At 30.1% G+C, this 512-nt stretch carries 1 pseudogene; it reads right to left on the reverse strand.

Features of this window, described 5'->3' with window-relative positions:
• Nucleotides 1-512: pseudogene (locus tag LOK41_RS28515) on the reverse strand (hypothetical protein); the annotation flags it as partial.

Consider the following 512-nt stretch of genomic DNA (forward strand, 5'->3'; position numbering starts at 1 on the left):
TTCTTCGTCATTGTTTATTTTATGGTCTTTAAGCGTATTTTTTTGCTCTCTATTAATGGGTAAGATCACTATTTTTTGCTTTTCGCTCTTGTACTTATAAAAATCCTCGTAAACACTTTTATAATCAAACAGGCTTTTTTTGTTTATCTCCGTCTGTTCATGTGTAGCTTCCTCAAAAGAAGGTTCGAAATTCTCAACGATATTGGCATTTAAAAAATTGATAATATAATCAGTGATTTTTATATGATTTTTTAGTTCCAGATCCAAATACATAGGCATGCTATTACACTCAAGAAGATAAAATTCTCCTTTATTATTTAATTTTAAATCTATGCCTGAAAATTCAAGTCCTAATATTTTCGCGGCTTCTAAGCAGACATTCTCGATTGAAGATGGAAGATGAATCATTTTGTAATTCAGTTTTCCCTTCGAAAACATAGGATCTGTTCTATAATCAATTGTGGATTTGTTAGATTCTCTTTGAATTTCATGTGCAGATAAAATTTCCCCAT

It is taken from the genome of Bacillus sp. TL12, assembly GCF_022625245.1.
Taxonomy (GTDB): domain Bacteria; phylum Bacillota; class Bacilli; order Bacillales; family Bacillaceae_G; genus Bacillus_A.